18 protein-coding genes and 1 tRNA gene are annotated in these 20,366 nt (G+C 71.8%); 7 read left to right on the forward strand and 12 right to left on the reverse strand.

Annotated features, from left to right (window positions below; genetic code table 11):
* The first annotated feature begins 54 nt into the window (after positions 1-54).
* Complete coding sequence (locus ABVB68_RS06195) at positions 55-699, forward strand: HNH endonuclease family protein (RefSeq protein ID WP_353599838.1); 645 nt, start codon at positions 55-57, stop codon at positions 697-699.
* A gap of 641 nt (positions 700-1,340) precedes the next feature.
* On the opposite strand, the gene ABVB68_RS06200 is transcribed toward ABVB68_RS06195, so the two are convergent.
* The 3 genes from ABVB68_RS06200 to ABVB68_RS06210 form a co-directional block, all read right to left on the reverse strand.
* On the reverse strand, positions 1,341-1,952 hold the full coding sequence (locus ABVB68_RS06200) for a DedA family protein (RefSeq protein ID WP_353599839.1): 612 nt from the start codon (positions 1,950-1,952) through the stop codon (positions 1,341-1,343).
* Between the two features lie 368 nt (positions 1,953-2,320).
* The gene (locus ABVB68_RS06205; RefSeq protein WP_353599840.1) at positions 2,321-2,665 is read right to left on the reverse strand and encodes a DUF8825 domain-containing protein; all 345 of its coding nucleotides are present in this window, start codon (positions 2,663-2,665) and stop codon (positions 2,321-2,323) included.
* A gap of 129 nt (positions 2,666-2,794) precedes the next feature.
* Positions 2,795-3,706, reverse strand: coding sequence for a ketopantoate reductase family protein (locus ABVB68_RS06210; protein WP_353599841.1), 912 nt, complete (start codon positions 3,704-3,706; stop codon positions 2,795-2,797).
* 93 nt (positions 3,707-3,799) lie between these two features.
* Here ABVB68_RS06210 and ABVB68_RS06215 point away from each other — a divergent pair, with 93 nt between their 5' ends.
* Together ABVB68_RS06215 and ABVB68_RS06220 are read left to right on the forward strand one after the other, a co-directional pair.
* Positions 3,800-4,042, forward strand: coding sequence for a DUF2277 domain-containing protein (locus ABVB68_RS06215; protein WP_353599842.1), 243 nt, complete (start codon positions 3,800-3,802; stop codon positions 4,040-4,042).
* Between the two features lie 371 nt (positions 4,043-4,413).
* Positions 4,414-4,869: a DoxX family protein gene (locus ABVB68_RS06220; RefSeq protein ID WP_353599843.1), complete on the forward strand. Its 456-nt coding sequence runs from the start codon at positions 4,414-4,416 to the stop codon at positions 4,867-4,869.
* An 80-nt stretch (positions 4,870-4,949) separates the two neighbouring features.
* On the opposite strand, the gene ABVB68_RS06225 is transcribed toward ABVB68_RS06220, so the two are convergent.
* Positions 4,950-5,021 (reverse strand) — tRNA-Val (locus tag ABVB68_RS06225).
* Positions 5,022-5,250: 229 nt separating this feature from the next.
* On the opposite strand from ABVB68_RS06225, the gene ABVB68_RS06230 reads away from it, so the two are divergent.
* Positions 5,251-6,645, forward strand: coding sequence for a hypothetical protein (locus tag ABVB68_RS06230; RefSeq protein WP_353599844.1), 1,395 nt, complete (start codon positions 5,251-5,253; stop codon positions 6,643-6,645).
* A gap of 131 nt (positions 6,646-6,776) precedes the next feature.
* Complete coding sequence (locus ABVB68_RS06235) at positions 6,777-7,349, forward strand: DUF4383 domain-containing protein (RefSeq protein ID WP_353599845.1); 573 nt, start codon at positions 6,777-6,779, stop codon at positions 7,347-7,349.
* On the opposite strand, the gene ABVB68_RS06240 is transcribed toward ABVB68_RS06235, so the two are convergent.
* The 3 genes from ABVB68_RS06240 to ABVB68_RS06250 all read right to left on the reverse strand — a co-directional run bounded on the left by ABVB68_RS06240 (position 7,337) and on the right by ABVB68_RS06250 (position 12,060).
* Positions 7,337-8,449: an amidase domain-containing protein gene (locus ABVB68_RS06240; protein WP_353600043.1), complete on the reverse strand. Its 1,113-nt coding sequence runs from the start codon at positions 8,447-8,449 to the stop codon at positions 7,337-7,339. The genes ABVB68_RS06235 and ABVB68_RS06240 overlap by 13 nt on opposite strands.
* A 174-nt stretch (positions 8,450-8,623) precedes the next feature.
* Positions 8,624-9,913 (reverse strand): polysaccharide deacetylase family protein, encoded by a 1,290-nt coding sequence (locus tag ABVB68_RS06245; RefSeq protein ID WP_353599846.1) that lies wholly within the window; start codon positions 9,911-9,913, stop codon positions 8,624-8,626.
* Positions 9,914-9,960: 47 nt separating this feature from the next.
* Positions 9,961-12,060 (reverse strand): transglycosylase domain-containing protein, encoded by a 2,100-nt coding sequence (locus ABVB68_RS06250; RefSeq protein WP_353600044.1) that lies wholly within the window; start codon positions 12,058-12,060, stop codon positions 9,961-9,963.
* A gap of 297 nt (positions 12,061-12,357) precedes the next feature.
* On the opposite strand from ABVB68_RS06250, the gene ABVB68_RS06255 reads away from it, so the two are divergent.
* Positions 12,358-12,579 carry an FmdB family zinc ribbon protein gene (locus tag ABVB68_RS06255; RefSeq protein ID WP_353599847.1) on the forward strand — a complete coding sequence of 74 codons (222 nt, stop codon included), beginning with the start codon at positions 12,358-12,360 and terminating at the stop codon, positions 12,577-12,579.
* A gap of 1 nt (position 12,580) precedes the next feature.
* On the opposite strand, the gene ABVB68_RS06260 is transcribed toward ABVB68_RS06255, so the two are convergent.
* The 3 genes from ABVB68_RS06260 to ABVB68_RS06270 are packed head-to-tail and all read right to left on the reverse strand — an operon-like array spanning position 12,581 to position 17,141.
* The gene (locus ABVB68_RS06260) at positions 12,581-13,411 is read right to left on the reverse strand and encodes an HAD family hydrolase (protein ID WP_353599848.1); all 831 of its coding nucleotides are present in this window, start codon (positions 13,409-13,411) and stop codon (positions 12,581-12,583) included.
* On the reverse strand, positions 13,411-15,930 hold the full coding sequence (locus ABVB68_RS06265) for a phosphoribosyltransferase (protein ID WP_353599849.1): 2,520 nt from the start codon (positions 15,928-15,930) through the stop codon (positions 13,411-13,413). The genes ABVB68_RS06260 and ABVB68_RS06265 overlap by 1 nt, the downstream gene beginning before the upstream one ends.
* Before the next feature lie 44 nt (positions 15,931-15,974).
* Positions 15,975-17,141, reverse strand: a complete 1,167-nt coding sequence (locus tag ABVB68_RS06270) for an HpcH/HpaI aldolase/citrate lyase family protein (RefSeq protein ID WP_353599850.1) — start codon at positions 17,139-17,141, stop codon at positions 15,975-15,977.
* 173 nt (positions 17,142-17,314) lie between these two features.
* Between ABVB68_RS06270 and ABVB68_RS06275 the strand changes: the two genes are divergently transcribed.
* Positions 17,315-18,124, forward strand: a complete 810-nt coding sequence (locus ABVB68_RS06275; RefSeq protein WP_353599851.1) for a TerD family protein — start codon at positions 17,315-17,317, stop codon at positions 18,122-18,124.
* Between the two features lie 42 nt (positions 18,125-18,166).
* On the opposite strand, the gene ABVB68_RS06280 is transcribed toward ABVB68_RS06275, so the two are convergent.
* Together ABVB68_RS06280 and ABVB68_RS06285 are read right to left on the reverse strand one after the other, a co-directional pair.
* The gene (locus ABVB68_RS06280; protein ID WP_353599852.1) at positions 18,167-18,904 is read right to left on the reverse strand and encodes a TerD family protein; all 738 of its coding nucleotides are present in this window, start codon (positions 18,902-18,904) and stop codon (positions 18,167-18,169) included.
* Between the two features lie 147 nt (positions 18,905-19,051).
* Positions 19,052-20,197 (reverse strand): DUF475 domain-containing protein, encoded by a 1,146-nt coding sequence (locus ABVB68_RS06285; protein ID WP_353599853.1) that lies wholly within the window; start codon positions 20,195-20,197, stop codon positions 19,052-19,054.
* Positions 20,198-20,366: the final 169 nt, after the last annotated feature.

The following is a 20,366-nucleotide window of genomic DNA, read 5'->3' on the forward strand; positions in this document are numbered from 1 at the left end:
CGCGAGCATTCCTTCGCTCGCGCTCCAACACCGCCACCCCACAAGGGAGTTCGCATGCCCAGATTCTACGCGCGTCGACGGCTGAGCATACTCACCACCCTCACCGGACTGATAGCCTCCGCCGCCCTGTTCAACTCCCCGAACGCCTCCGCCGCCCTGCCCACGCCGGTCAGCGGCGCCACCGCCCGCAGCTACCTCTCCCAGCTCACCGTGGCCACCGAGAACCGGACCGGCTACAGCCGCGACCTCTTCCCGCTCTGGATCACCATCTCCGGCTCCTGCAACACCCGCGAGTGGATCCTCAAGCGGGACGGCTCGAACGTCGTCACCGACTCCTCCTGCGCGGCGACCAGCGGCAGTTGGTACTCCCCCTACGACGGCGCCACCTGGACCGCCGCGTCCGACCTCGACATCGACCACCTCGTGCCGCTCGCCGAGGCCTGGGACTCCGGGGCGAGCAAGTGGACCACGGCCCAGCGCCAGGCCTTCGCCAACGACATCACCCGCCCGCAGCTCCTCGCGGTCACCGACAACGTCAACCAGGCCAAGGGCGACCAGGACCCGGCCACCTGGATCCCGTCCCGCTCGGCGTACGTCTGCACGTACGTCCGCGCCTGGGTGCAGGTGAAGTACTACTACAACCTCTCGGTCGACTCAGCCGAGAAGACGGCGCTGACGAAGGACCTGGCCAGCTGCTGACACCGGCACGGCGAGCGGCCGGCGAACTGCCGGTGTGACCGGGAAGCGTCCGGCGGGCCGCCGCGCCGCCACCAGAGGCAGCCGGCGAGCGGCCGACCCGCGCACGGACGCCGGACAAGCGGTGAACAGCCGCTTTCGCACGGACCCCGGGAAAACGGTGAGCAGCCGCTTTCGCACGGACCCCGGGAAAACGGTGAGCAGCCGCTTTCGCACGGACGCCGGGCGGGCGGTGAGTGACCGGCCGCCCTCGCACGGACGCCCGGCGGGCGGTGAGTGACCGGCCGCCCTCGCACCCACGCCCGGCGGGCGGAGCCGGCCGTCGGGCTCGGCTCGACGGACGCTCGGCGGGCGGTGAGTGACCGGCCGCCCTCGCACGGACGCCCGGCGGTCGGAGCCGGCCGTCGGGCTCGGCTCGACGGACGCTCGGCGGGCGGTGAGTGACCGGCCGCCCTCGCACGGACGCCGGGCGAGCGGTGAGTGACCGGCCGCCTCGCACCCACGCCCGGCGGGCGGAGCCGGCCGTCGGGCTCGACCCCGCCGTCCTCGATGGACGCTCAGGAGCTCGGCTCCGCCGTCCTCGGAGGACGGTCCGGAACTCGGCTCCGCCGTCCTCGGAGGACGACGGTCCGGTCGGTGCCGGGTCAGCCGGCCGGCCGGCGGCGCACCAGGAAGCCCGCCGCCGCGCCCACCGCGAACAGTGCGGCCACGGAGACCCCGCCGGCTACCCAGGTCGCCCCCAGCCACTGGGCACCGAAGTACCCGAGAGCGACGCTGTAGGCGGCCCAGGACAGTCCGGCGAGGGCGGACCAGGGCAGGAAGTCGCGGACGCGGCGGTGTGCGGCGCCCGCGCAGAACGAGACGACCGAGCGGCCGGCCGGAGCGAAGCGGGCCAGGACCACCAGTGCGCCGCCACCCCGGGTGAGCGCGTCGCCGAGACGTTCCTGCGCAGTGGTCAGCCGGCGGGAGCGGGCTATCGCCCGGTCCAGGCGCTCACCGCCCCGCCAGGCCAGACGGTAGGCCACCAGGTCACCGAGGACCGAGGCCGTCGCCGCGGAGAGGATCAGGGCGAGGATGTCCGGCACCTGGTGCGGGACCTGGCCCGCCGCTTCGGAACCCGCGGCCGCTGCCGTAGCGGCCGTGATGACCAGCACGCCGCTCGGCAGCACCGGTACGAACACGTCGAGGAGCACGGACAGCGCCACGACGGCATAGATCCACGGCCCGGCCGCAAGCGACCCCACACTCTCGAACACGACGACTCCCCCATGATTCCCCCGTTGACAGCCATACAGCGTACGCCGGGGGTCCGACAGCGCGTCCTCCGGGGCCTCCCGGCGCCGCCACGGCACACCGGACACCGGGGAAGCCGAAGGGGAGGGGGAAGCCCGGTGAAGGCGCGAGGGAAGCCGAGAGGGGGCCCGGAGGGACCCGAGTGAGCGGAGGGAGCCCGGAGGCGGGCCCAGTGAGCGGCGGGAGCCCGGAGGTGGGCCGGAGCCAGGGAAGGACTTCCGGACCAGACCCCGCTCCCGCGCCCCTTGCCCCTCGCCCTCCCGCGCCCCTTGCCCCTCGCCCTCCCGCGCCCCTTGCCCCTCGCCCTCCCGCGCCCCTTACCCCTCGCCCGTCAGGCCTCGTCCCGTGCCGGTTCCTCGCGGGCGTGCTTGAGTCGCGAGCGGGTCTCCACGCGGTCCGCCGCCGCGACCTCGCCCCAGAAGCGGTGCGTGCTGACGAACACCGCGAGTTCATGCTCACGGCGCCGCAGCTTCTCCACCTCGGCCTGTTCGTCGGCCGACCAGCCGGGGGAGGCGGGCCGCTCCACCTTGCGCCAGCCCGTGTGGTCGCTGAAGCCCTCTCTCGGCTCGACCGACCAGGGCAGCCGCTTGAGCAGGGCCGACAGCTCGGCCCGGACCTGATGCAGCTCCTCCTGACCGGCGAGGAGGTCACTGGGGAATTCGTAGGTCGTAGCCACACGGCAATGGTACGCCTGTTCGATTTTGAGGTGCGAGCTCGTTCGCGGGATCGGAGGGAGATTCAGTCGAACGGGTTGCCACCGCCCCGGTAAGCCGGTCGGCCGGCCCGGGGTGGTGGCGGCGGCGCGTCAGTGACCGGCGTCCCGCAGTTCGCGTACGAGCCGCGCCGCCACCGGCACGGACACCCCGTGCCGCTCGGCCGCGCGCAGCAACGCCCCGCCGACGGCGTCGAGTTCGAGGGGGCGGCCCGCCTCGGCGTCGCGCTGCATGGACGATTTGGCGCCGGGCGGGAAGGCGTCGTACCGGGCCAGGGCCTGGGCGGGATCGGCGGGCGCGCCGCAGGCGGCGCCGACGGCCGCGACCTCGGCGACCAGCGCCCGCAGTTCGTCCCGGTGGTGGGTACGGACCTCGCCGAGCGGCAGGCCGTACCGGGTGGTGAGGAGGGCGAACGGGGCGAGGAACGCCATCTTGGCCCACAGGGCCGCCGTCTCGTCCCCGGCCACGCGGACGGTCGCGCCGGTGGCGGTGAGGACGGCGGCCAGCGCGTCGAGGCGCGCGCGGGGGACGCCGTCCCCGGCGAGGTCGATCTCCGTGAACGGGCTGCCGTGCTCGATCACGCCCGGCGTCAGGCGCGTGGACTCCACGCGGATCACGGCCGGTGCCACGCGGTCGGCACGGTAGCGGGAACGCAGCGCGGCGGGGTGCTCGACACCGTTCAGCAGCGGCACGACGAGCGCGTCGCCGAGGGCCGTGGCCGGGGTCCGGGTGAGCGCGGCGTCGAGCGCGGTGTGCTTGACGGTGACCAGGCAGGCGTCCACCGGTTCGCGCAGCTCGGTGTCCGCCTCGACGGGGGCGGTGAAATCGCCGAACTGGGCGCTGCGGACGGTGATCCCGGAGCTGCGCAGGGTCTGCGCCGTACTGTCCCCGGCCAGGCAGACGACGCGGTGGCCGGAGCGGGAGAGGAGGGCGGCGAGGAGGCCGCCGATACCGCCCGGACCGAGGACGGCCACGGTGTGCCGTGGTGTGCTCTGTGGCGCCATGAGGCTCTTCCTTTCGACGGTCGGCCCCGGGCACCGGTGGCCGCCTTCGACGGGATCATGGCAGAGGCGCGGGGAGCGCGTGAGACTGGGGGCATGTGCCGGAGTATCAAGACGCTACGACCGCCCGCGCTGCCCGACGAGGCCACCGACGAGGACATCCACGCCGCCGCGCTGCAGTACGTGCGCAAGGTGTCGGGCTTCCGGGCTCCCGCGGCCCACAATCGCGAGGCCTTCGACCGCGCGGTGGACGCCGTGGCCCGGGCCACCGCGGAACTGCTCGGCGAACTGGAGGTACGGGGCCGTCCCGCCCGGGCTCACTCCGCGAACGAGGCCTGACGACCGGGGCGCCCCACCCGCCCCCGCGGCGGGCCCACCCCTCTCTCCGTGACGACGCACCCGTGACGCCCCCCGTGGGGGCGCGTCCTCCGGAATCCCCCAGCGAGCCCGGCGACCAGGCCCCCTGATCCGCCGTCACCTCGCCTCGACGCAGGGAGGTTGGCTTCTCGCTGCCCCGATACGGGCGCGGGCCGCAAGACCGCCGGCCCCGCCCGGGGCGGAGGAGCGGACGGAACCGGCATCGCGGATGTTGAAGTTGCAAGCACTGATTAGGTTCCCCTAACCTTGGCCTCTCGTTCGGTACCGCCCCCCACGACCGGCCGTCACGTCCCCGGCCGGTCCGACCGACACCGAAGAGGAGACCCCCCTTCATGTCCGCACGTCTCGACGCCGCTCAGCCCTACGTCATCGGGCTCTTCCGCATCGTCATCGGCCTGCTCTTCGCCGCGCACGGCGCCGCCTCGCTCTTCGGCGTGCTGGGCGGGGCCGCGGGCACGAACGGCGGCACGATCGAGGCCGGCACCTGGCCCGGCTGGTACGCCGCCGTGATCCAGCTCGTCGCGGGCGGCCTGGTGCTCCTCGGTCTCGGCACCCGCGGGGCCGCGCTGATCGCCTCGGGCTCGATGGCGTACGCCTACTTCGACGTCCACCAGCAGGCCGCCCTGTGGCCCATCCAGAACGGCGGCGAGCTGCCGGCCGTGTTCTGCTGGGCGTTCCTCCTGCTGGTCTTCACCGGCTCCGGCGCCCTGGGAGTCGACCGGCTCCTCGGCCGGCGTACGGCGGCGAACGGCGAGCCGGCCGCGGAGCGGACCCCGATAGCGGCCTGATCGCGCCCACCGCGAAGCGGCCCCCCGGAGATCCTCCGGGGGGCCGCTGTCCTGCCGATGACCTCGGCTTGTGAGGTCGGTGGGCGCGGACGGTTTCGAACCGCCGACATCCTGCTTGTAAGGCAGGCGCTCTACCCCTGAGCTACGCACCCCGGACAGGTCGACAGCCTACATTGCCCCCCGGGCCGCACGGCAAACAGTTCGCCGCCGGACCGGCACGCCCGGGGCGCGGCGCGTCGGACTCCCCGGTCCCCCGACCCGCCGCATGCCGCCGGTCCGGCGAAATCACGGGTGCGCGATGCGAACTGACCGGCTCGTGTGTTCGTCTACAACGGGTGGGAGAATGACAGCACCCAGGGCACCACAGCACAGGAGAGGGATGTGACGGCGACACCGGGCACGCCATCGACGCAGCCGTACCCGCCGCCGTCCACCGCGCGAGCCCGGTCCGGGCCCACGGTCCTGCGGGACACGCTCACCTTGATGGGGCTGCCGCTGCTGGCCGCGCTCGGGGTGTCCGCCGCGTTCGCCGGGGGTGGCACCCGGCGCTGGTTCGGGGGGCGGTCGGAGAGCCAGCGCGCGGAGGCGCAGAGCGCGAAGGACGCCGCCGCGGCGGCGTTCTACGAACTCGACTCCGCGCAGCGGGACCTGAGGATCTCCATCGAGACCATCACGGCCGTGGACGACTCCCCCGCCGCCCGCCGCGCCGTGGCCGACTTCGACGCGCTGGGCCGGCGCATCGACGAGGTCAGTCAGCGTTATATCCAGGCCGTCGACGCCCACGACCTCGACCGGGACGGCCTGGAGGCCGCGGCCGCGGCCCGGGCGCGTACGGAGCTGACCGCCGCCAGGGACGAGCTGGTCGCGGTCAAGCAGGAGCTGGACCGGTTCGGCAGCTCGCTCGGACCGCTGCTCGGCACGGCGGAGACGCGGCTCGCCCGGCTCGCGCCCGCGGTGGAGCGGGCCCGGCAGTCGCTGCTGGCCGCGAGCAACGCCCTGGACGCCGTGCGGGAAAAGGGCCTTGCGGCCGACGACCTGGCCGCCCGGCTGGCCGCCCTCTCCCCGGAGCTGACCAGGCTGAACCAGGGCGCCGGTCAGCACGGCGTCACGCCGACGCTGGAGCGGGCGGAGCGGGTGCAGCGGGAGGCCGGGGCGATCCGGGCCGAGGCCGAGCGGCTGCCGGAGAAGGCGGCCGAGATCGACCACCGGCTGGTGTCCCTGCGGACCAGGGCGCAGGCGCTGACCACACGCGCGGAGCAGGTGGATCCGGTGCTCAGCGAGCTGCGGCGCCGGTTCGTGGCCGCCTGCTGGCAGGACCTGCAGCAGGTGCCGCAGCAGGCCGCGGAGAACGTACGGCAGGCCGAGCGGAAGCTGCGCGAGGCGCAGACGGCCAGAGACGCCCAGCGCTGGCCGGACGCGACCTCGCTGCTGTCGACGGTGCGGGCCCTGCTGAACACCACCGACGATGCCGTCTCGGCGGCCGGGGAGCGGCTGCGGCGGCTGAACGCCGTGCAGAAGGACCCGCAGGCGGAGATCGAGCGCAGCCGGTTCGCGATCCGGGACGCCCAGCGGCTGGCCATGACGGGCCGTACGACCCCGGACCCGCGGCACGCCCGGCCGCTGGACGACGCGGTGGCCCGGCTGGAGCGGGCGATCGGCACGCTGGAGGGCCGGCACCCCGACTACTGGCACTTCCTGACCGAGACGGACGCGGTACGGCAGGCGGCCGCCCGCGTGGTGAGTCAGATCCGCGAGGAGCGCGGAACCACCCACTGAACCGCGCCCCCGCCTCCCGCGCGGGACCGGGCGCGGCGGCACGGATGAGGTGCGCGTGTTGCCGGGTGGGGTGGGACGGGCGGACTATTTAGTGGACGGATGGCCTCCGCTAGCGCCCGAGGGAGGCGGACATGGCCACACACGCAGTGCACACGAGGGACACCGGGGAAGACCAGAAGTTCCGGCTGGACGACCACCTGCCCGTGGACCACCGGCTGAACAGGGTCTACCGGATCGGCGCCGGCCTGATCGGCGCGTTCCTGATCATCTTCGGCATCCTCGGCCTGATCAACCACATCGGCTTCTTCGACACCGGCGGCAACTCGATCACCGGGCTGAACACCAACGGCACGCTCAGCGTGCTGTCGATCTGCATCGGCGTGCTGCTGATGGCCGGCATGGTGATCGGCGGGAACTTCGCCTCGACACTGAACATGGTCCTCGGCGTGCTGTTCCTGCTGAACGGCTTCCTGTTCCTCGGCCTGCTGGACACGCCCAACAACTTCCTGGCCTTCAAGATCCAGAACGTGCTCTTCAGCTTCGTCGTGGGTCTGCTGCTGATGACCTTCGGCATGTACGGCCGGGTCGGCTCGTCCCTGCCGCACGACAACCCCTACTGGCGGGCCCGCCACCCCGAGCCCTCCCCGCACGAGCGGCGGGAGGAGCCGGGGCAGCGGACACCGCCGCGCGATCAGGTGCGGTAGGCGTAGAACGCCGCGGTCGGGTACGACGCGACGAGGCTGGCCACCGACCTGTTGTAGGTGTTGGTGGAGTGGTAGCTCACGTACGGCACGCCCGACCGGTCACGGTTGGTGACGATCATGGAGTGGTCCTTGGACCCGTCCTTGTTGAAGTCCATCTGCAGTACGTCACCGATGTCCATCTGGTAGACGTTGGCGAGGCTGGTGACGCGCTTGGAGGACAGGGCGAACCAGGAGAACTCGTTGACACCGACGAACGAGTCCGACTGGATGTCGGCGGTGCCGAACCACTTGTGGAAGTCGTCCGTGTAACCGGGGACGTGCTTCCAGCCGCCCGCCTTCAGGGCCTGGCTGACGAAGTTGGTGCAGTCGCCGCCGGCTCCCTGCCCGTTGAAGTCCGGGTAGGCCGGGTTGTAGTTCTTCCAGTACTTGGCCGCGTACGCGACCATCGCCTTGTAGTCGTAGCCGGTGCCGGAGAGCGTCTTCGGCTTGGCCGGCGCGGGCCAGCTGGTGGCCGAGCGGGCAGCCTCCGGCGGGCCGTCGTCCGCCGCGGTCTTCACCGTGGCGACGGCGGGCTTGGCGACCTGGTTCACGGCGAGGTAGCCGTCGTCGGTGTCGCGGATGCCCGTCAGCTGCCAGGTGCCGTGGCGGTCGGCCTTGAAGGTCAGCTCGTGGTGGGCCTGGAACCCGGTGGTCCTCTGGTCCTTGGCCACGGGCTTCGCGTAGGTCAGCGAGGTGGTCTCGGTCACGTCCACCGTGGCCTTCCGGCCCTTCACCTGGGTGGCGTCCAGGGTGACCTGGGTGCTGCCCCGGCTGTACTTCTCGCCGAGCTTGGCGAGCACGGACCTGCGGGTGCGCAGCTGCCCCAGGGCCGAGTCCTGCTCGCGCGTCTGCCCGCCGGACATGCGCACCGAACCGGAGAAGCCGGCGGCATGCCGGGTCCTGGTGCTTCCGGCGCCGTCCACCAGGGCCTGCGTACGGTCGGTGAAGACCGCGTCGGCGAGTCGCTGGAAGGTCGCCTTGGTGGCCGCGTTCACCGTCGGGTCATCGGTGACCGCTGCGCCCGCGCTCCAGTTGGGCACGAGGGCCACACCGGCGACCACCGCGGCGGCGGAAGCGGTGACTATGGAGGCGCGTCGCCCCTTACGGCTCAGTCTTCTCGATTTCAATGGTGTTCCCCTTCACTCCGGTACACCTACCGGGGAGGGGCATCCTCGCATGGCCGGTGCGTCGGTTGTGAAGGGGGTTGCACAAGTGGAACCGCCTGCCGCCACCGCTCACTTGACGATCGTCGACCATGCCGGCGACTGGGCGGGGTCGAGGCTGCGCAGCGCGGCGAGCGTCTGGGGCTTCTGCACGTCGAGCCAGTCGGCGAGTTCCCTGAAGGACACGCACTTCACGCCCTTCTTGGTGCAGACGTTCTTGACGACCTGGTCGATGGACTTCATGTAGATGCCGCCGTTCCAGTCCTCGAAGTGGTTGCCGATGAACAGGGGCGCGCGGCTGCCGTAGTAGACGCGGTTGAAGCCGGCCATGTACGAGTCGACGGTCTGCTGCTCCCACTGCGCGTACCGGGCCGGGTCACCCTTGGTCTCGCCGTCGGACTGGTTGTAGAGGAAGTTGAAGTCCATCGACAGGCCCTGGTACTTGCCGTCCTCGTACGGCAGCATCTGCAGCGGGAAGTCCCAGATGCCGTCCTTCTTCCTCGGCCATATCTGGAAGTCGCCCGGTGAACTGGCGTCGTAGCGCCAGCCGTAGCTCTTGATGGCCTTCAGCAGGTTCGGCTGGCCCTCCAGGCAGGGCGCGCGGCCGCCGGTGACCTCCTTCTTGAAGTCGAAGGGCAGGGCCGGGACGTCCTTGAAGCCGGTGTTGGTCTTCCAGTGCTCCACGAAGGAGAAGAACTGGTCGATCTCGCTCTTCCACTGCTCGACGCTCCAGTCGCCGCCGCCCTTGGCGCCGCAGAAGTGGCCGTTGAAGTGGGTGCCGATCTCGTTGCCCTGCTTGTAGGCCTCGCCGAGCTGTCCCAGCGTCGTGCGGATGTGGTCGTCGGTGGCGTAGTCGATCGCGGCGTCGCCGGGCGAGTGCATCGGGCCGTGGTACTGGCTCTTCTCGCTCTTGGGCAGCAGGTAGATGCCCGTGAGGAAGAAGGTCATGTGGGCGTTGTACTGCTTGGCCAGTTCCCGGTAGTGCGAGAAGAGGTGGTCACTGCCCTCCAGGGCGCCGTCCCAGGAGAAGACGACGAACTGTGGCGGCTTTTCACCGGGTTTGAGCGGCTCGGCCTTCAACTGGCCCGTCGGCGGCCCGGTGTAGGAGGTGGACCCGTCCCCGAGGACCTGGACCTTGCCGTCCCACTGTGGGCTGGGGGCGGTCTTCGGAGCGCTCGTGGGGTTCTTGCCCGCGGAGGCGGCCGCAGTGGTGTCGTCCTGGCCGCTCAGGGCCAGGAAGCCCGCCACCAGCGAGGCCACGACCAGCAGCGCGGCCAGCGCCAGGACCTGCGGGCGGGTGGCCGCGGGCAGGCGGCGGGAGGCGGTGGCTCGACGGCGGCCGGTCGGCTTCTTGCTGGGCATGCGCGGCTCATTCTCCGAGGGGGGCGAGGGTGGTGCGGGGTCCGACGTCAGTCAAGACCCATCGCGGCCGACCAGAGGTTGTAAGGCACGTTTTCGGCGCCGCTTCCGGCCAGTCCCTGGAGGGGCAGGGGCTCCAGGGACTTCGCCAGGTCGATCCGGTAGACGACGACCGCCGTGGAGACGGAGTCGGCCGTGCCGGCGTACCAGGCGGCGGTGCCCTTCTCGTCGGTGCCGGCCTTGCCACCCGCCCCCGGCTTCGCGGCGGCCGCGGCCGGGTGCCCGGCGCGGAAGGAGTCGGCGAGCGCCTCGCTGACGTCCGCGGCGACCTGGGCGCCCACCGCACGTCTGGGCCGCGGGGTGGACAGGGCGACCGGGGCGCCGTTGCGGGTGATCCGGCGGATCGAGTAGGGCTCGGTGTGACTGCCCTTGGCCGCGAAGGTGGCGTACCCGCTCGCCATCCGGATCGCGCTGGGCGTGGAGTTGCCCAGTGACAGGGCGGGCACCTGGGGGCCGATGCTGGACGGCAGCAGTCCGGACGCCTCGGCGGTCTGCCGGACCGTGGCCAGGCCGGTGTCCATGCCGAGCTGCATGAACGGCGTGTTCACCGACTGGGCGAGCGCCTGGCTCAGGGTGATGCTCCCGTACGACCTGCCGCCGTCGTTGTGCGCGGCGACCTTCTTCCCGCTGCGGTCCCAGTACGGCCCCTCGGGGGTGGTGACGGGCACGCCGTCGTCGCCGTCGTAGACGCTCTGGGGGGTGACGGGGGTGGCGGGCCCGCCGCGCGTCTTGTGGACGCCGTGCTCGAGGCCGGCGGCGTAGACGAACGGCAGGAACGCGGTCCCGGCCGGGACGGTGGTGGCGTTGGACTCGTTGTATCCCTGTCTACGGTGGTCGGGACCGCCGTAGACGGCGAGGATCCGGCCGTCGGTCGCCACCGAGGCGGCACCGTAGTGCCCGTTCTCCGCGGCCTTCGGATCATCGTGCCGGGCCTGCTTGCGGGCCTTGGTGACGGCGCTGGTGAGGGCCTTCTCGCGGTTGCGGTCGAAGGTCGTGTAGATCTGGTAGCCGCCCAGGTCGAACTGCTTGTCGGTGAGGTGCCCGGCCTTCTTGGCGTACTGCGACGCCAGCTCGACCAGGTAGTCGCTCTGCTCACCGGTGTCGTACAGCGGGTTGACCTTCAGCGGCTCGGGAAACGTCCCGTAGGACTCCCGCTCGGCCCTGGACAGCTTGCCGATCTTGACCATGCGGTCCAGGATCCAGTTCCAGCGGTCCACGGCCCGCCTGTGGTTGGCCTGGCCGAGGGTCGGGTCGTAGAGGCCGGCGCCTTTGAGCAGCGAGGCGAGCATGGCCGCCTCGGAGGCGTTGAGCTTGCTGACGTCCTTGCCGTAGTAGGCCTGGGCGGCGCGCTGGATGCCGTAGGTGCCCCGGCCGAACCAGCTGGTGTTGAGATACCCCTCCAGGATCTCGTCCTTGCTCATCTTGTTGTCGAGCTTGAGGGAGATCATCGCCTCGGTGAACTTGCGGCCGATGGTCCGGTTCTGACTGAGATAGACGTTTTTGACGTACTGCTGGGTGATGGTGGACCCGCCCTCGGTGTCCCCCGAACCCACCGTGCGGTAGAGCGCCCTGGTGATGCCCTTGGCGGATATGCCCGGGTCCGAGTAGAAGCTCTCGTTCTCCGCCGCCAGCACCGCCCAGCGCACGTCCTGGGGTATCTCCTTCAGCGGCATGGCCTGCCGCTGCACCCAGCCCGTCCGGGCCATGGGGGTGCCGTCGGACCAGAAGTAGACGTTGTCCTGCTGGGTGGCGTAGGAGTTCAGGTTGTCCGGTATGTCGGTGAGCGCGTACGCGGTGACCAGGAAGGCGCCGAGCAGACCGAACGAGGTGAGGACACCGCCGAGCCACTGGCGCCAGGACGGCATCCAGCGGCGCCAGCCGGTCCGGCCGGGCCGCGGGTAGACGGGCTTCAGGCGGCGCGCGTAGGGGGCGAGTCTGCGGGTATACGGAGCCAGCGGCGCGGCCAGCCGGCCGAGGTCGGCCCGCACACCCGCCACGCGCTCCCCCACGGAGGGACGCGCACTGCGCCGGCGTTCGGCCCGGCCGCCCGCGGCGGGTGGCTCGGGCGGCGGAGGCACGCGCAGCTGCATGGTCTCGTCCGCCTTGGGAGCGCCGACCCTCAGGAACAGGGTCGCGTCGGAGTCGAACGACTCCTCCTCACGACCACTGTCCTGCCCGGACCGGCCCTCCCCTCGCGACGCATCGGTCACGCCTGCGTCTCCCTCCGCACTCGATCCTGCTCGCGCGGGTGAGCTGAGCAACCTCGCAACGGCGTTCACAAGTTATCAGCGAAGTTTTCGATTCCTCCGTACGACTGTCGGATGGAATGCAACACTCATGAAACATTGAGGGGCCGCTCAGCGGCGGCCGCCGACTAATGTGGGCCTATGCCTCGCTATGAGTACCGTTGCCGGACCTGCGGCGACACCTTCGAACTGAGCCGCCCGATGGCGGAGTCCGCCGCCCCCGCCGACTGCCCGGCCGGCCACGGCGACACGGTCAAACTGCTCTCGACCGTGGCCGTGGGCGGCAGGTCCGGCGCCGCCCCGGCCCCCGCCCCGCAGGGCGGCGGTGGCGGCGGCTGCTGCGGCGGGGGCTGCTGCGGCTGACCTACGCCTGCCGGTCCGCGGCCGCCGGCCCCCGGGCCGCGCTCAGGAACTCGCGTACGATCCGCTCCCCCGCCAGCACGCCCCGCTCCGGCAGCGCGCTGATCGCCGGGGCGGTCCAGTCGGCGTCGGCCAGTTCGCCGTGGCCCGGACGCCAGCCGCGGTCGGCGGCCAGCAGCAGGTCGGCGTCGAGCAGGGAGTCCCCCGCGGCCAGTGTCAGCTCGGCACCGGTACGGCGGGCGACCTCGCGCACGGCCGCGCTCTTGGTGAGCGGCTTCGGAACGGCGTAGATCTTGCGTCCCTGCAGGGACACCGTCCAGCCGCGGTCCTCGGCCCACACCGCCAGCTCCTTGACCCACTCCTCGGGCAGCAGCTCGCGCTCGACGACGAGATAGGCGAACAGGTCCTCGGCGTCCCGGTGCTTGCGCACCCAGACCGGATCGGCGGACCTCAGCAGATGCCCGCGGACCTCGTCCAGCGGCGCGCACTCGTCGGCGAGCCTCGCCTGCACGCCCGCGTGCCAGCCGGCGTCGGTGGCCCCGTCGACCAGGAGATGGCCGCCGTTGGCGCAGATCGCGTACTTCGGGGGCGGGCCCGGCAGGTTGATCCGCTGGTACTGCTTGCGGGTCCGGGTCGTGGTCGGCACGAAGAGCGCCGTGTCGCCGAGGTCGGTGAGCAACCGCGCCGCCGTCTCCGTCATGTAGGACAGCGGCCTGGCCTCGTGCACCTCCACGCACAGCAGCCGGGGTGCGCGCGCGTCGGGCATGGCCAGCGCGAGGGCCGCCGCGGAGTAGATCAGCGTACGGTCGAGGTCGCTCGCCACCATCACCGGCATCAGAGGGTCACCGCCTTGCCGTCGGCGCCCGTGGCGCCGCGCGTGTACTTGGGGTGGATCAGCCCGACGCAGGTGTAGGGCAGTTCGCCGACCTCCTCGACGGGCACCCCGCGCTGCCCGGCGAGCAGCCGCACATGGTCCAGATCGGCGCCGGCGCCGGCGCGCGCGAGGATCTTCCACGGCACCCGGCGCAGCAGCACCCGGGTGGTCTCGCCGACGCCGGGCTTGACGAGGTTCACGTCGTGGATGCCGTACTCCTCGCTGATCCGCTCGACGGCCCGCCAGCCCTCCCAGGTGGGCGAACGGTCCTGCGTCAGCAGCTCCTTGACCGCCGTGCCGACGGTCTCGGCGACCTCCGGGAAGCGGGCGGAGACGGCGTCCAGGAAGGCCACGGAGACATCGCTCCCGGCGAGTTCGCGGTAGAACTTGGCGCCGTGGAAGTCGTCCGGCCCGACCAGGTCGGCGCGCAGCACAGTGCGGGATATCAGGCCGGAGACGGTGGAGTTGAGGCAGGCGGAGGGGATGAGGAAGTCCTCGCGGGTGCCGTAGGTGCGCACGCAGGAGCCCGGGTCGGCGAGGACGGCGATCTCCGGGTCGAAGCCGCTGATCCCCTCCTCCGCTTCGAACTTGGCCACGGCCTGGGCGAGTTCGCGGGTGATGGCGCCCTTGCCGGTCCAGCCGTCGACGAAGACGACGTCCCGGGGGTCGTGGTGGGCGGCGAGCCAGCGCAGCGCGTTGGCGTCGATGCCCCGGCCGCGCACGATCGACACGGCGTAGTGCGGGAGTTCCAGGCCGTGCCGGAACCGCGCCCAGCGGCGCATGAGCACGCCGACCGGGGTGCCCGCGCGGGCGAGCGAGACCAGCACCGGGCGGGGCGAGCGCTCGGTGATGACGGTCTCGGTCACGACGCCCACGGCCCGCGCGATGCGGGCGGCGGAGGCGTCCAGGGCCGCGTGGAACAGTTCCTGGTACTGCTCGCTGGGCTGGTACTCCACCGGCAGCGACTCGGCGTAGTGCGCGCCGCCGCTCTGGATGGCCTCCTCGCGCTCCTCGGTCGGCGCCTCCAGGGTGACGTCGGAGAGGTCCTGCAGCAGCCAGCCGACCTCCTCGGGGGCGTACGAGGAGAACGCGGGGCCGCGGAGGGGCTCGGGCAGCATGGGCGGCCTTTCGGGAATCTGCGGGGGCTCGGGGACGTGGGACGGGACGACCGCGAGCAGGACGTGCGGGATGTGCGCGGCGAGACGGTCCAGCAGGCCGCCGGGCGCGTGCAGGGCGGCGGTGTCGGCGACCGAGTCGACGACGGCGACGACCGTGTCGAAGCCGCCGCCGGCGACGTTGTAGGCGTAGCGCTCGCCGGGGCCGTCGGCCGGGTCGTCGTGGGCGGGGAAGACCAGGCGGGTGCGTATCGCGTAGCCGGGGTCGTCGACCGCGAGGACGGGTGAGCGGGTGGTGGTGGAGAAGCGCACCTCGGCGTCCGTGACCCGCTCCAGTTCGTGCGCGAGGCGCAGCGGGGCGTACATCAGCTCCTCGAAGCCGAGGACCAGGACGCGGCCGGCGCCTGCGGGCAGCGCCCCGGCGATCCGGTCGGCCATCGCCGGCAACGCCGCCTCCAGGCGGGCGCGGTGGGCGGGCGTGAAGCCGTGCCGGCCGCCGTCGGGGAGGCCGGGGGGCCAGCGGAGGTCGACGCGCCGGACCTCCCCGGCCGCCCCGCGCGCGGACCCCGGCGCGGTGCCGTCCGGCCGGTGCGCCGTGACGGAGGCGCCGGCGAGCGCGGGGCCGGCCGTGCCGGGGCCACCGCCGGGCTCGTACCGCGCCACCAGCTCCTGACCCTTCTTCAGGACGCCTTCCGGCAGCCGCACCGTGCCGGACGCGGTGGCGATCACGTCCACCCGGGCCCCGATGCCCGCCGCGAACCGCGTCAGGCGCTCGGTGTCGCCGGGCGAGCGCATGTCGACCAGCGCGACCACCACGTACCGTCGCCGCGGATGACGTGCGTGCAGGTCACGGATGGTGTTCAGGATCGTGTTGCCGGTGGAGAACTCGTCGTCCACCAGCACCAGCGGGCCGTCGCCCGACAGCAGCGCGGGGTCCTCGGGCAGCAGCAGGTGGGACGTGGCGTGCGAGTGGGACTCCTCGAAGCCGCCCGCCCGGGCGACGGTGGCGACCGGGCGGCGCGTGGAGTGCAGATACGGCGCCGTGCCCAGGCCGTCGGCGACGGCGTGCCCCAGCCCGGTCGCGGTCTCCGCGTAGCCGAGGACGACGGCCGTGGCCCGCTCCGCCTCGCCGAGCAGGGCGGCGACCCGGCGGCCCAGACGCAGACCGTGCCCGTAGACCACGGCCGGCGACTGGGGTACGTGCTTGCCGAGCACGTGCGAGACCAGCAGGTGGGCCCGCTTGGGGTTGCGGCGCAGCGCCAGCCCGAGCAGGGCCGGCAGCCCGTCGTCGCCCACGAGTTCGACCCCGAGTCGCTCGGCGACCCAGCTGCCGGACCAGACCCCGTCGTTCACTGCGTTCTTCATGCGTTCCTTGGATGTGGGAAGGCCGGCCGGAGGTTCCGGCGGCATCAGCCGGGTATTCCGGCGGCGAGCAGCTCCACGAAGCCGACGTCCTCGCCCGCGACGCCGAAGACCTCGGCGCGCAGCAGGGTCCGCTCGGCCCAGGCGCGGTGCGGTTTCACCTCGTTCATCTTGTTCGTGTAGGCCGACCGGAGTACACCCCCGCCACCGCGTTCGGGCCGGAGGATGTCCTGGGCGTCGCTGAACTCCTCATGGCTGACCACGGACAGCGCGTGCACGGGCAGGACGTGGGAGGGGTGGATGCAGGTCTTGCCGAGCAGGCCGTTGGCCTGGTCGAGGGAGATCTCCCGCAGCAGCCCGTCCATGGCGTGTTCGATGAGCTTCTCGCGCAGCTCGGCGGCCTGCACCTGCAGGAAGGGGCTCTGCCTCAGCTGCGGCTTGAACATGCGCTCGGGGACGCGGAAGTACTCCCACACCGGACCGGTGACGGTGAACCCGGTGCCGTCGGCCCGGCCCAGCATGTTCACCACGTCCGCGATCACCGAGGCGACGACATGGACGTCGTAGGCGGTCATGTCGGGGGCCCGGCGCAGGCCGTAGGAGGAGCAGAAGTCGGTGACGCCGAGGCGGAGCGCGAGGACCCGGTCGCGGTACTTGCCGACGGCGCGGGAGATGCCCTCCAGCGTGTCCACGCGGCTCTCGCGGTACAGCAGCTCGGGGGATTCGAGCACCGGCATCGCGAAGAGCCGCCGGCCGCTCGCGGCCTCGGCGAGGGTCAGCGCCTCCAGGAAGGGGACGCCGCGTTCCTCGGTGAACTTCGGCAGCACGAAGCCGGACAGCAGCCGCACGCTCGCGCCGAGGCGCCGGACCAGGTCGGGGATCTGCTCGGGGGTGCGGACCCGGATGAAGAGCAGCGGGGGTTCGGCCGAGGAGCGCGAGGCGAGGTCGGCGAACTGCCGGACGAGGTTCTCCTCGCCCGCCGAGACCTCCGCGTCGGAGATCGAGTCCTCCAGGCACAGCACCATCGAGACCACGCCGTTCGCGGCCTGCCTGACTATGTCGTCGGCCAGCCGGGGCCGGGTGGCCGGACTGTACAGCGTGGCGCCCAGGGCCGCGGAGAGCAGCCGGGACGGGGAGTCGGCGGTGAACGCGCACGGCTCCTGGTGGAAGAGGCGCTCTCGCAACTCGGGGGCGATGTGCCCGAAATGACGCATGGGACTCCCTCGGGGTCGCGCCGAGTCTGTTGGTTCGGTAAAGGGTGGCCGGTAATAGTACGTAGGGATCCGTGTCCGGGGTTCCCCGCGGGCATGAATTCCCGGTAACCCGCCTGTGTCGGCGCACACCCCCCGCATTGTCGTGACCAGGACCGAGAGGGCAGGATGACCGCATGACGCACGCGATGCTGAAGGGGTCGAACGTCCCGCTGGAGGCCACCACGGTGCGCGCCGTGCTGCATTGGACCCCCGGGCAGGAGGTTCCGGACGTGGACGTCTCGGCGCTGCTGCTGGGCGCCGACGGCCGTGTGCGCTCCGACGAGGACTTCGTCTTCTACAACCAGCCCCGGCACCCTTCGGGGAAGGTGTGGCGGCTCGGCAAGAAGCGTGTCGCCGAGAGCCTCACCGACACGATCCAGACAGACCTCGCGGGGGTCGAGCCCGGGGTCGGCCGCATCCTGCTGGTGGCCTCCGCCGACGGCGTCTCCTTCGACCGGGTACCGGCCCTGGGCATCCTGCTGTACGACGCGGCCGTGGCCGACGGGGAGCCGCTGGCCCGGTTCGACATCAAGCCGGAGACCGGCGCGGAGACGGCGCTGATCTGCGGCGAGCTGTACCGGCGCGGGGAGGGGTGGAAGTTCCGCGCGCTGGGCGAGGGCTACTCGAACGGCCTGAGGGGCCTCGCCACGGACTTCGGCATCTCGGTCGACGAGTCGGAGGCGGAGCAGGAGCGGGGTGGGCCGGAGACGACGGCGTCCCAGCCGCTGCCCCCGGAGCAGCCGACGTCGGCACTGCCGCAGCAGCCCGCCTACGGCTACCCGGAGCCGGCCTCGGCCCAGCCGGCGTACGGCTACCCGCAGGCTCCGCCCGCCACCGCCCAGCCGGCGTACGGCTACCCCCAGCCTCAGCCGGTTCCGGTGCCGGTGGCCGTGGATCCGGATTTCCGGCTGCCGCCGCAGGGGCCGCAGTTCATCGGGCGGTAGGAGGGCCCGCCCGCCGGCGCCGGGCCGCGGGCCGGGCGCCGGCTACCGCTCCGCCTTGGTCTTGTAGCCCCGGCCCCACTGCAGGCCCCAGCCGTACAGCCGGTCCAGTTCGCCCTGGAAGCCGTAGACGAACTTGACCTCGCGGCGGACGATCAGCTCGTCCTTGACGTTCTCCACCATGACCACCGCGCAGGAGCGGGCCTGGGGGTGGCGTTCGTCGAGGCTTATCTCGATGCGCGGGCCGTTGCTCGGGTAGAGCGTGACGATGGCGTGGGTACGGTCGAAGGCCGGCGTCTGGTCGTAGATGTAGACGAAGACCAGCAGCCGTTTGATGGCGTCCCGGTGGTCGAGGTTGACGTACATGGTCTCGCCGGACGCGGAGCCGAACCGGTCGTCGCCGCTGAGTTTGATGTACGGCGGCGCGTTGACGTCGCCCAGATAGCCGCCCAGTGGCTGGACGACCCCCTTGGTGCCGTCCATCAGCTCGTACAGGCAGCCCAGGTCGAGGTCGACGTTGACCATGCTCTGCCCGTGTCCGAGCACCTCCGGCGGCCTCAGGGCCTTGAAGGGATGGCGCAGCAGGCTGGTGCGCCGGGCTCCGTCGAAGTCGGAGGTCCGCATCCGCCAGGCGAGGTTGACGCGCAGATGGCCGGTGGCCGCGTCCTGTTTGGTGAGGGACACCGTGTGGTGCCGTTTGGTGAGCTCGATGGCGTTGGACGAGGCGCTGCCCGAGTCGAAGTCGGCAGCGCGCCCGCCCAGCAGCCCGTCGAAGAAACCCATTCCCGCCCCCGGGGGTACTCGTCCGCGAAACACCGTCGGGGCGGCCGACCACGTCGGCCGCCCCGGTCGAAGCGTTCCCTCACCGGACGGGGCGCCACACCCCGTCCTGTCCCTGATCTCGCCCGTAGGGGCGCGCAGGGGCCGGGGTCAGACCCCGGAGGAGATCTCGGCCTTCTCGTCCGAGCCCGCGTCCCCGCCCGCGGCGGCCAGCGCGCGGTTGCGGCGGACGGAGGACCAGAACGACCAGGCGATCAGCACCACGCCGACGAGGCCGGTGATGACCTCGTTGATCTGGTACTGGATGGTGATCATGAGGATGACGGCCAGGGCGCCGATGGCGTAGTGGGCGCCGTGCTCCAGGTAGACGTAGTCGTCGAGGGTGCCCTGGCGGACCAGGTACACGGTCAGCGACCGGACGTACATGGCGCCGATGCCGAGGCCGAGGGCCATCAGGACGATGTCGTTGGTGATGGCGAAGGCGCCGATCACGCCGTCGAAGGAGAAGGACGCGTCCAGGACCTCCAGGTAGAGGAACATGAAGAACGCGGCCTGGCCCGCCAGGACGACGGCCGAGCGCTGCTTGCCGGAGCGGGCGGCCTCTTCCTCCTGCTCGTGCTCGCGCTCCTCCTCTTCCTCGAGTTTGTCCTCGAAGTAGCCGGACAGGCCGCCGACGACCATGTAGGTGATCAGGCCGGCGATGCCGGCGATCAGGACCGTCTGCGCCTTGTCGGCGTGGGCGCCGCCGTGCTGGTGGGCGTGGGTGGCGAAGGTGAAGGAGGTGATGAGCAGGACGATCAGGGCGATGCAGACCGACAGCATGTCGACCTTGCCGAGCTTGGCCAGGGGCCGCTCGATCCAGCGCAGCCACTGGATGTCCCGGTCCTCGAAGATGAAGTCGAGGAAGATCATCAGCAGGAACATGCCACCGAACGCGGCGATCGCGGGGTGGGCGTCGGTGACCAGCTGCTGGTAGCGGTCCTTGTTGGTGAAGGCCAGGTCGACGGCGTCGATCGGACTCTTCTTGGCGGTGATGGCCACGATGACGACGGGGAAGACCAGCCGCATGCCGAAGACCGCGATCAGGACGCCTACCGTGAGGAAGATCTTCTGCCAGAAGGCGCTCATCTTCTTCAGGATTCCGGCGTTGACGACCGCGTTGTCGAAGGACAGCGAGATCTCCAGGACGGCGAGGATCGCCACGATGCCGAAGGCGGTCCACCCCCCGTAGAACGCCGCAGCGACCAGACCGAGCGCGGTGACCGCGAACGACCAGCCGAAGGTTTTCAGAAGCACTGGCTACCCAATCGTGTGTTGAGCGCACCCCCCAGACGGAGTCTGAGGCAGGGTCTCCCCCGCGCCGCACTCGGCTTTGCTAAATGTTGACCACGAGTCTAGAGGGGTACCCCGCCGGCGGTACCGGTCGGGGCGACCCTCACCGAAAAGCCACAGCGCGGGTCCTCGC

The sequence above is a fragment of the Streptomyces sp. NPDC096012 genome (assembly GCF_040426375.1).
Classification (GTDB): domain Bacteria; phylum Actinomycetota; class Actinomycetes; order Streptomycetales; family Streptomycetaceae; genus Streptomyces.

What these genes read in the sequence shown, in the direction of transcription:
- ABVB68_RS06195 (WP_353599838.1), top strand. Translation starts at nt 55, where the DNA reads ATGCCCAGATTCTACGCGCGTCGACGGCTGAGCATACTCACCACCCTC.
- ABVB68_RS06210 (WP_353599841.1), bottom strand. Translation starts at nt 3,706, where the DNA reads ATGGCGCCACAGAGCACACCACGGCACACCGTGGCCGTCCTCGGTCCG.
- ABVB68_RS06215 (WP_353599842.1), top strand. Translation starts at nt 3,800, where the DNA reads ATGTGCCGGAGTATCAAGACGCTACGACCGCCCGCGCTGCCCGACGAG.
- ABVB68_RS06220 (WP_353599843.1), top strand. Translation starts at nt 4,414, where the DNA reads ATGTCCGCACGTCTCGACGCCGCTCAGCCCTACGTCATCGGGCTCTTC.
- ABVB68_RS06235 (WP_353599845.1), top strand. Translation starts at nt 6,777, where the DNA reads ATGGCCACACACGCAGTGCACACGAGGGACACCGGGGAAGACCAGAAG.
- ABVB68_RS06245 (WP_353599846.1), bottom strand. Translation starts at nt 9,913, where the DNA reads ATGCCCAGCAAGAAGCCGACCGGCCGCCGTCGAGCCACCGCCTCCCGC.
- ABVB68_RS06250 (WP_353600044.1), bottom strand. Translation starts at nt 12,060, where the DNA reads ATGCAGCTGCGCGTGCCTCCGCCGCCCGAGCCACCCGCCGCGGGCGGC.
- ABVB68_RS06255 (WP_353599847.1), top strand. Translation starts at nt 12,358, where the DNA reads ATGCCTCGCTATGAGTACCGTTGCCGGACCTGCGGCGACACCTTCGAA.
- ABVB68_RS06260 (WP_353599848.1), bottom strand. Translation starts at nt 13,411, where the DNA reads ATGCCGGTGATGGTGGCGAGCGACCTCGACCGTACGCTGATCTACTCC.
- ABVB68_RS06265 (WP_353599849.1), bottom strand. Translation starts at nt 15,930, where the DNA reads ATGAAGAACGCAGTGAACGACGGGGTCTGGTCCGGCAGCTGGGTCGCC.
- ABVB68_RS06270 (WP_353599850.1), bottom strand. Translation starts at nt 17,141, where the DNA reads ATGCGTCATTTCGGGCACATCGCCCCCGAGTTGCGAGAGCGCCTCTTC.
- ABVB68_RS06275 (WP_353599851.1), top strand. Translation starts at nt 17,315, where the DNA reads ATGACGCACGCGATGCTGAAGGGGTCGAACGTCCCGCTGGAGGCCACC.
- ABVB68_RS06280 (WP_353599852.1), bottom strand. Translation starts at nt 18,904, where the DNA reads ATGGGTTTCTTCGACGGGCTGCTGGGCGGGCGCGCTGCCGACTTCGAC.